Raw genomic sequence first — 6,000 nt, 5'->3', positions numbered from 1 at the left:
GCCCGCCGCGCCCCCGGGGCCGCCGCCGCCCACCGCGGTGGTGCCGCCGTCGCCAGACGGCTCGACGACGCTGTCGCCCGCCAAGGCGGCTGCGCTGCAGGAGATCCAGGCCGCGCTCGGCGCGGCGAAAGACGCCCAGAAGAAGGGCGATTTCGCCGGCTACGGCGCGGCGCTGCAGCGGCTGGACGACGCGATCAACAAGTACAACGCCACCAAGTAATCTCGCCCGAGCCGCGAGCGACCGTGGCTGTACGGCGACACGCCCTGAACGCTGACATTTCGCGGACCCTCGCCGTGGCTCAGCGCGCCAGCTGGCGGGCGACCTCGCCGTAGCGCTCGAAGCGCTCGTGGTCGCCCTGGGCTCCAAAAGCGTTGTAGAACACCAACCGCGTCGCGATCCCGCCGTACTTGTCCCTCAGTGCGTCGGCCAGGCCGTCCCATGTCGACTCGGTGGCGAAGGCGGCGATGTGCTCATCGTTGATCTGGGCCGCCATCCCGGCGAAGTCCCCGGCCTTCTGCCTCTCGCGGATGCGCGCCGTCGTCCCCTCGAACCCGGCCTCGTCCCAGATGAACGCGTAATTGGGGGTGCTGCCGTAGAAGGACATGCTGGCGCGCACCGACTCCCGTTCGTTGTCGCGCTCTTCGTCGGTGTCGCCGACGATCGTCATCACCGGCACGATCACCGCGAGCTCCGACGGCGAGCGCCCCGCCTTGGCCGCGCCTTCCGCGATGTTGGGCACGACGTGACGGGCGAGGTAGCCCGGCTCGCCGAGCGGGTGGACGTGTATGCCGTCGGCCACCTCGCCCGCCATCCGCAGCATCCACGGATTCACCGCCGCCACATCGACTTTCGGGTCCGGCGCATCGATCGGTCCAGCGCTCCACTGCGGTGTGATGAAGTCGAGATCGTAGAACTCGCCGTGGTGGTCGAGCTTGCCCGTCCGGAATGCGGTGAAGCACGACTTGACCGCGAGCACGTAGTCGCGCAGCCGCGGGCCGGGGCGCTCGAAGGCCGTGCCGTAGCGCCGGACGACGTGCGTGCGCACCTGGGTGCCGAGGCCGAGCCGGAACTTCCCGCCGGTGGCTTCTTGAAGCTCCCACGCCGTGGCCGCGGTGATGAAGGGGCTGCGCGGGAAGGCGACCGCGACGCCCGTCGACAGCTCCAGGCCGGGCGCGGCCTGCGAGGCGACGGCGGCGTTGAGGTAGGGCGTGCGCCCGGTCTCGGTGAGAAGCAGGCCGGAGAACCCCGCCGCCTGGGTGCGACGGGCGAGATCGCCGACCCTGTCCAGCGGTTGCGGGACCGCCATCACATCGATGTGCATGGCGGAACAGTAATCCCCCCGCGCCTACCCGCGGGATGCGGTACGGAATCTGTCCCGGTAGGCCTTCGGCGAGACGCCGAGGTGGTCGACGAACACCCGGCGGAGGGTTTCGGCGCTGCCGAACCCGGCGATGCGAGCCGTGTCGGCGACGCTGCGGCCGGCGTCGAGTGCGGCGCGGGCGGCGTCGATGCGCACCATCTCGACATAGCGGGCCGGCGTCGTGCCGAGTTCGGACTGGAATAGCCGGGTCAGCTGCCGGGTGCTCAGGGAGGCTTGCGCGGCAAGGGTTTTCACGCTGTGGTTGGCTGACGGGTCAGCCGCGATCGCCTCGGTGACCTTGCGCAGGGGGGACTGTGGCGGGGGCTCGGCCTCGACCAGCGTCGAGAATTGCGACTGACCGCCCGCCCGCTTGAGATAGACGACCAGCCACCGGGCCACGTCGCGGACCAGCTCGGTGCCGTGATCCATTTCGACGAGCGCGAGCGCCAGATCGATGCCCGACGACACGCCCGCCGAGGTGAAGACGTCGCCGTCGCGGACGAAGAGCGCGTCCGGTTCGACGGCGACGTCGGGATAGGCCCGGGCGAACAACCGGGCGTCATGCCAGTGCGTGGTGGCGCGCCGGCCGTTGAGCAGGCCGGCCTGCGCCAGGATGAACGACCCCGTGCAGATCGACGCCAGGCGCCGCGTGCGCTCCGCGGCCGACTTGACCGCGTCGACAAGCGCGGGATCGATCGCCCGGCGCGGCAGGTTGTCGCTCCCGGCGACCATGATGATGTCCGCCGACTCGATCGACGAAAGCGCGTCCGTGACCCCCAGCCGGGTGCCGATCGAGGTGGTGACGTCGCGGCCGTCCACCGACGCGATCTTGAGCTCGTAGTCGGCGCCGAATCGGTTGGCCTCGGCGAAGACCTCGCCCGCCCCCGCGACGTCCAGCATCGTCACGTCGTCGAAGACGACGATCACCACCACTCGCGGGCTCGCACCGGCTTCCGCCACGGGCCCATTGTCGCAATCTGGGGTAAAGACGGCTCAATCGCCATGGGTCGACGGGTCATCGCGCCAGCACACTGGTCGCATGATCACGCAGCCGATGCAAACCATCGCCGACATTGTCGTACCGGACACCCCGCTGGTGCGGGAGATCACCGAGTACATCCGCGACGCCGAAGACGATCTGCTCTTCGACCATTCCCGCCGGGTGTTCCTCTTCGGTGCGCTGCAGGGCCGCCGCCGCGGGCTGCAACCGGACCTGGAACTCCTCTACGCCGGTGCGATGTTTCACGACATCGGCCTCACCGAGCGCTACCGCACGTCCACCCTGCGCTTCGAGGTGGACGGCGCCAACGCGGCCCGCGATTTCCTGCTGCAGCACGGCGTCGACGAAGCCGACGCGCGCAAGGTGTGGCTGGGCATCGCCCTGCACACCACGCCCGGCATCCCCGAGTTCCTCGAACCCGAAATCGCTTTGGTCACAGCGGGTGTCGAAACTGACGTCCTGGGCATCGGCCGCGACGACCTGTCGCCGGAAGCCCTCGCCGCCGTTACCGCCGCCCATCCCCGGCCGGACTTCAAGCGGCGCATCCTGGCCGCCTTCAACGAGGGCATGAAGCACCGGCCGCACAGCACCTTCGGCACCGTCAACGCCGACGTGCTGGAGCGCTTCGACCCGACGTTCGTCCGCGACAACTTCGTCGACATCATCCTGGGCAACACCTGGCCCGAGTAGGCGCCGCTCCATTTGATTCCGATGCGCCCGCCTGCGCGGGCGCATCGCCACGCCACCGATCTCTCAACACTGAGCACAGGAGATAGCTTGTCGACAAACGCGTCCGAATCCAAAGGCAGCGCAATAGTTCTCGGGGCCAGCGTCGGCGGTCTGCTCGCCGCGCGGGTACTCGCCGACTTCTACGACATCGTGACCGTGGTCGAACGCGACGTCCTCCCGGACGGTCCGCAGACCCGTCGCGGAGTGCCGCAGGGCGCCCAACCCCACACCCTGCCGACCCGGGCGGCAGGGATCATGGACCGGCTGTTCCCCGGCTTCCTCGACGAGCTCGTGGCCGGTGGCGCGCGCGTCTGGAACGACGGCGACCTGTCACGGCTCTGGTTGACCTTCGCTGGGCATCCGCTGCTTCGTTCCGGCGAGGTCCCCGACCCGGAGTCCATCGTCATTCACCATGCGCACCGGCCATTTCTCGAGTGGAATTTGCGTCGCCGAGTGCGTGGCATTCCCAACGTGACGTTCCTCGATGCCCACGACGTGGTGCGGCTGACCTCGACCCCGCAGCGTGAGCGCGTGACCGGCGTGGTGTTGGCTCCGCGCGACTCCGGTGCCGAACGGACCCTCACGGCCGATCTCGTCGTGGACACCACCGGGCGTGGTTCGAGGACACCGCTGTTTCTCGAGCAACTCGGCTATCGGCCTCCGCGCGAAGACAAATTGACGGTGCACGTCACGTACGCCAGCATGCGTGTCTATGTGGCGCCGGGCACGTTGCGGGAGAACTTCATTATCAACGCGGCCGAGCCCGGGCGCCCCGTCGCATTCGCGATGTTCGGGGGAGAAGACGACACCTACGTGCTCGCCGTGCAAACGATGGCCGGGCGGCCGGTGCCCACCGACCGCGCGGCTCTGCTCAACAGCCTGACCGACGTCGCGCCCCCGCATGCCCTGGCCGCCGCGCGGTCGGCGGAACCGGTAACCGATGTCGCGCAGTACAAGTTCCCCTCCAACCGGTGGCGACGGTACGACAAGCTGGAGCGCGTGCCCGACGGGCTGATCGTGATGGGTGACGCCATGTGCAACTTCAATCCCCTTTACGGGCAGGGAATGTCGGTGGCCGCCATCGAGGCGCTGATCCTGCGTGACTGTCTTGAGGGAGGCGAACAAGGCCTGCCGCGGCGATTCTTCGGCCTGGCCGCGAAAGAGATCGGCGTGGCATGGCGCGCCGCCGTGGCTTCGGACCTGGCGTTGCCGCAAATAGCCGGGAATCGAACGGTGTCCGTGCGGCTCCGCAACGCCTACTTGGACCACGTGCTGTCCGCCGCGGAGACCGAGCCGGTGATCGTCCAGAAATTCCTGCGGATGATGAACATGGTCAGTGAACGCGCCGAGTTGTTCCATCCGTCGACGATGCTGCAGATGATCGCCAGACCGCGAAAGCGCCTGTACGCAACGAGGTAAGGGCACCGTGGACGCGTGTCGGATTCTGTGGGAAAGACGGCCCGAACGGCACCGGTGAATGGTCGCTCGGCGCCGGAAGATGAACCTAGTCCACGAAGGAGAAGCGATCATGGCAATCCAGTCCATCGAGACCATCGCCGGCATCGTCATCCCCGACACCGCACTCGCTCGGGACGCCACCGACTTCATCCGCAGCGCCGAAGACGACGTGCTCTTCCACCATTCACGGCGGGTGTTCCTGTTCGGCGCGCTGCACGGGCTCCGGCTCGGCCTTTCGCCGGACCCGGAGCTGCTGTACGTGGGCGCGATGTTCCACGACCTGGGCCTCACCGCGCGCTACGGCACGTCGACCCAGCGCTTCGAGATGGACGGCGCCGACGCGGCGCGCGAGTTCCTGCTCGAGCACGGCGTCGGACAGTCCGACGCGGACAAGGTGTGGCTCGGCATCGCCCTGCACTCGACGCCTGAGGTTCCTGCGCGCCTCGACCCCGAAACCGCCTTGCTGGCAGCCGGCGTCAAGACCGACGTGGTCGGTGTCGGCCTCGAGGCCCTGGACCCGGAAGCCGTCGACGCGGTGACCGCCGCCCACCCGCGTCCCGACTTCAAGAACCGCATCCTGGCGGCCTTCAACGACGGCATGAAGCATCGCCCCGACACGACTTTCGGGACGATGAATGCCGACGTGCTGGCGCATTTCGATCCCGCGTTCAAGCGCGGGAACATGGTCGATCTCATTCTCGGCAACAGCTGGCCCGAATAACGGAAGGGAGCGGACAAATGGAGATCCACGAGGCGCTGTACACCACCAGGATGATGCGGCGGTTGCGGCCGGACCCGATCCCGCTGGACGTGCAGGCCCGCATCCTCGATGCGGCCGTCCGCGCACCCAACGGCGGCAACACCCAACGCTGGCACTTCGTCGCCGTCGACGACCCACAACTCATCCACGAGTTCGGCGAACTGTTCCGGCAGGCCCGCGCCCTCGAATACGAGAAGTTCCAGACGGGGCAGGGACCGATGGTCGTCCCGGGGCCCGGTGCCGACCTGGCGGCGCACGCCGAGACGATGCGCCGAATCAAGGGCTCCGGCAACTACCTGGCCGACCACTTCGACGAAGTTCCCCTGCTGCTCTTCGTGTTCGCGATCGACGACCTCGGCGGCGCCAACATCTACCCCGCGATCTGGAGCGCCCTGCTCGCCGCCCGGGCCGAGGGTGTCGGCGGCGTCATGACGATGGTGCTCAACAACTTCCGGGACAAGGTGAACGAGATGCTGGGCGTGCCCGTCGAGGAGGGCTGGAAGATGTCGGCCATGCTGACCCTCGGCTACCCGCTGGGCAAGTGGGGCGTGGCCGCCAATCGCCGCCCCGTGCACGAGGTTTCGTCCCGCAACCGCTGGGATGCACCGTTCGGTGTCGAGGTGCCGGAGCCGCTGTGGTTGCCTCAAGAGGCGCCGACAGCCGGATTGGCCGCGGTCGGATAGTGCGGCGGC

General features: G+C 68.3%; 7 protein-coding genes. 5 read left to right on the top strand and 2 right to left on the bottom strand.

Translation table 11 applies throughout. The features are described from left to right. Nucleotides 1-220, top strand: a 220-nt coding sequence (locus tag AWB92_RS28895) for a hypothetical protein (protein WP_142282368.1), incomplete at its 5' end; no start/stop codon positions are given. 79 nt (nucleotides 221-299) lie between these two features. Here the strand turns inward: AWB92_RS28895 and AWB92_RS28890 are convergent. Further along, nucleotides 300-1,322, bottom strand: a complete 1,023-nt coding sequence (locus tag AWB92_RS28890) for a TIGR03617 family F420-dependent LLM class oxidoreductase (protein ID WP_085191811.1) — start codon at nucleotides 1,320-1,322, stop codon at nucleotides 300-302. A 24-nt stretch (nucleotides 1,323-1,346) separates the two neighbouring features. After that, complete coding sequence (locus AWB92_RS28885; RefSeq protein ID WP_173817514.1) at nucleotides 1,347-2,321, bottom strand: GlxA family transcriptional regulator; 975 nt, start codon at nucleotides 2,319-2,321, stop codon at nucleotides 1,347-1,349. A 79-nt stretch (nucleotides 2,322-2,400) separates the two neighbouring features. Here AWB92_RS28885 and AWB92_RS28880 point away from each other — a divergent pair, with 79 nt between their 5' ends. The 4 genes from AWB92_RS28880 (at nucleotide 2,401) to AWB92_RS28865 (ending at nucleotide 5,991) form a co-directional block, all read left to right on the top strand. Beyond that, nucleotides 2,401-3,051: an HD domain-containing protein gene (locus tag AWB92_RS28880; protein ID WP_085191809.1), complete on the top strand. Its 651-nt coding sequence runs from the start codon at nucleotides 2,401-2,403 to the stop codon at nucleotides 3,049-3,051. Nucleotides 3,052-3,138: 87 nt separating this feature from the next. Further along, a complete protein-coding gene (locus AWB92_RS28875; protein WP_085191807.1) occupies nucleotides 3,139-4,509 on the top strand; it encodes an FAD-binding protein in 1,371 nt (456 codons plus the stop codon). Nucleotides 4,510-4,618: 109 nt separating this feature from the next. Further along, nucleotides 4,619-5,269, top strand: a complete 651-nt coding sequence (locus AWB92_RS28870) for an HD domain-containing protein (protein WP_085191823.1) — start codon at nucleotides 4,619-4,621, stop codon at nucleotides 5,267-5,269. Nucleotides 5,270-5,286: 17 nt separating this feature from the next. Further along, nucleotides 5,287-5,991, top strand: coding sequence for a nitroreductase family protein (locus AWB92_RS28865; protein WP_085191805.1), 705 nt, complete (start codon nucleotides 5,287-5,289; stop codon nucleotides 5,989-5,991). Nucleotides 5,992-6,000: the final 9 nt, after the last annotated feature.

The sequence above is a fragment of the Mycobacterium sp. IEC1808 genome, assembly GCF_002101935.1.
Classification (GTDB): domain Bacteria; phylum Actinomycetota; class Actinomycetes; order Mycobacteriales; family Mycobacteriaceae; genus Mycobacterium.
Note: the sequence above shows the minus strand (reverse complement) of the source record. Positions and strands in the feature narration are given on the sequence as shown.

Excerpts from the sequence above, each read along its gene's own strand:
- AWB92_RS28870 (WP_085191823.1), top strand. The coding sequence starts at position 4,619 with ATGGCAATCCAGTCCATCGAGACCATCGCCGGCATCGTCATCCCCGAC.
- AWB92_RS28890 (WP_085191811.1), bottom strand. The coding sequence starts at position 1,322 with ATGCACATCGATGTGATGGCGGTCCCGCAACCGCTGGACAGGGTCGGC.
- AWB92_RS28865 (WP_085191805.1), top strand. The coding sequence starts at position 5,287 with ATGGAGATCCACGAGGCGCTGTACACCACCAGGATGATGCGGCGGTTG.
- AWB92_RS28880 (WP_085191809.1), top strand. The coding sequence starts at position 2,401 with ATGATCACGCAGCCGATGCAAACCATCGCCGACATTGTCGTACCGGAC.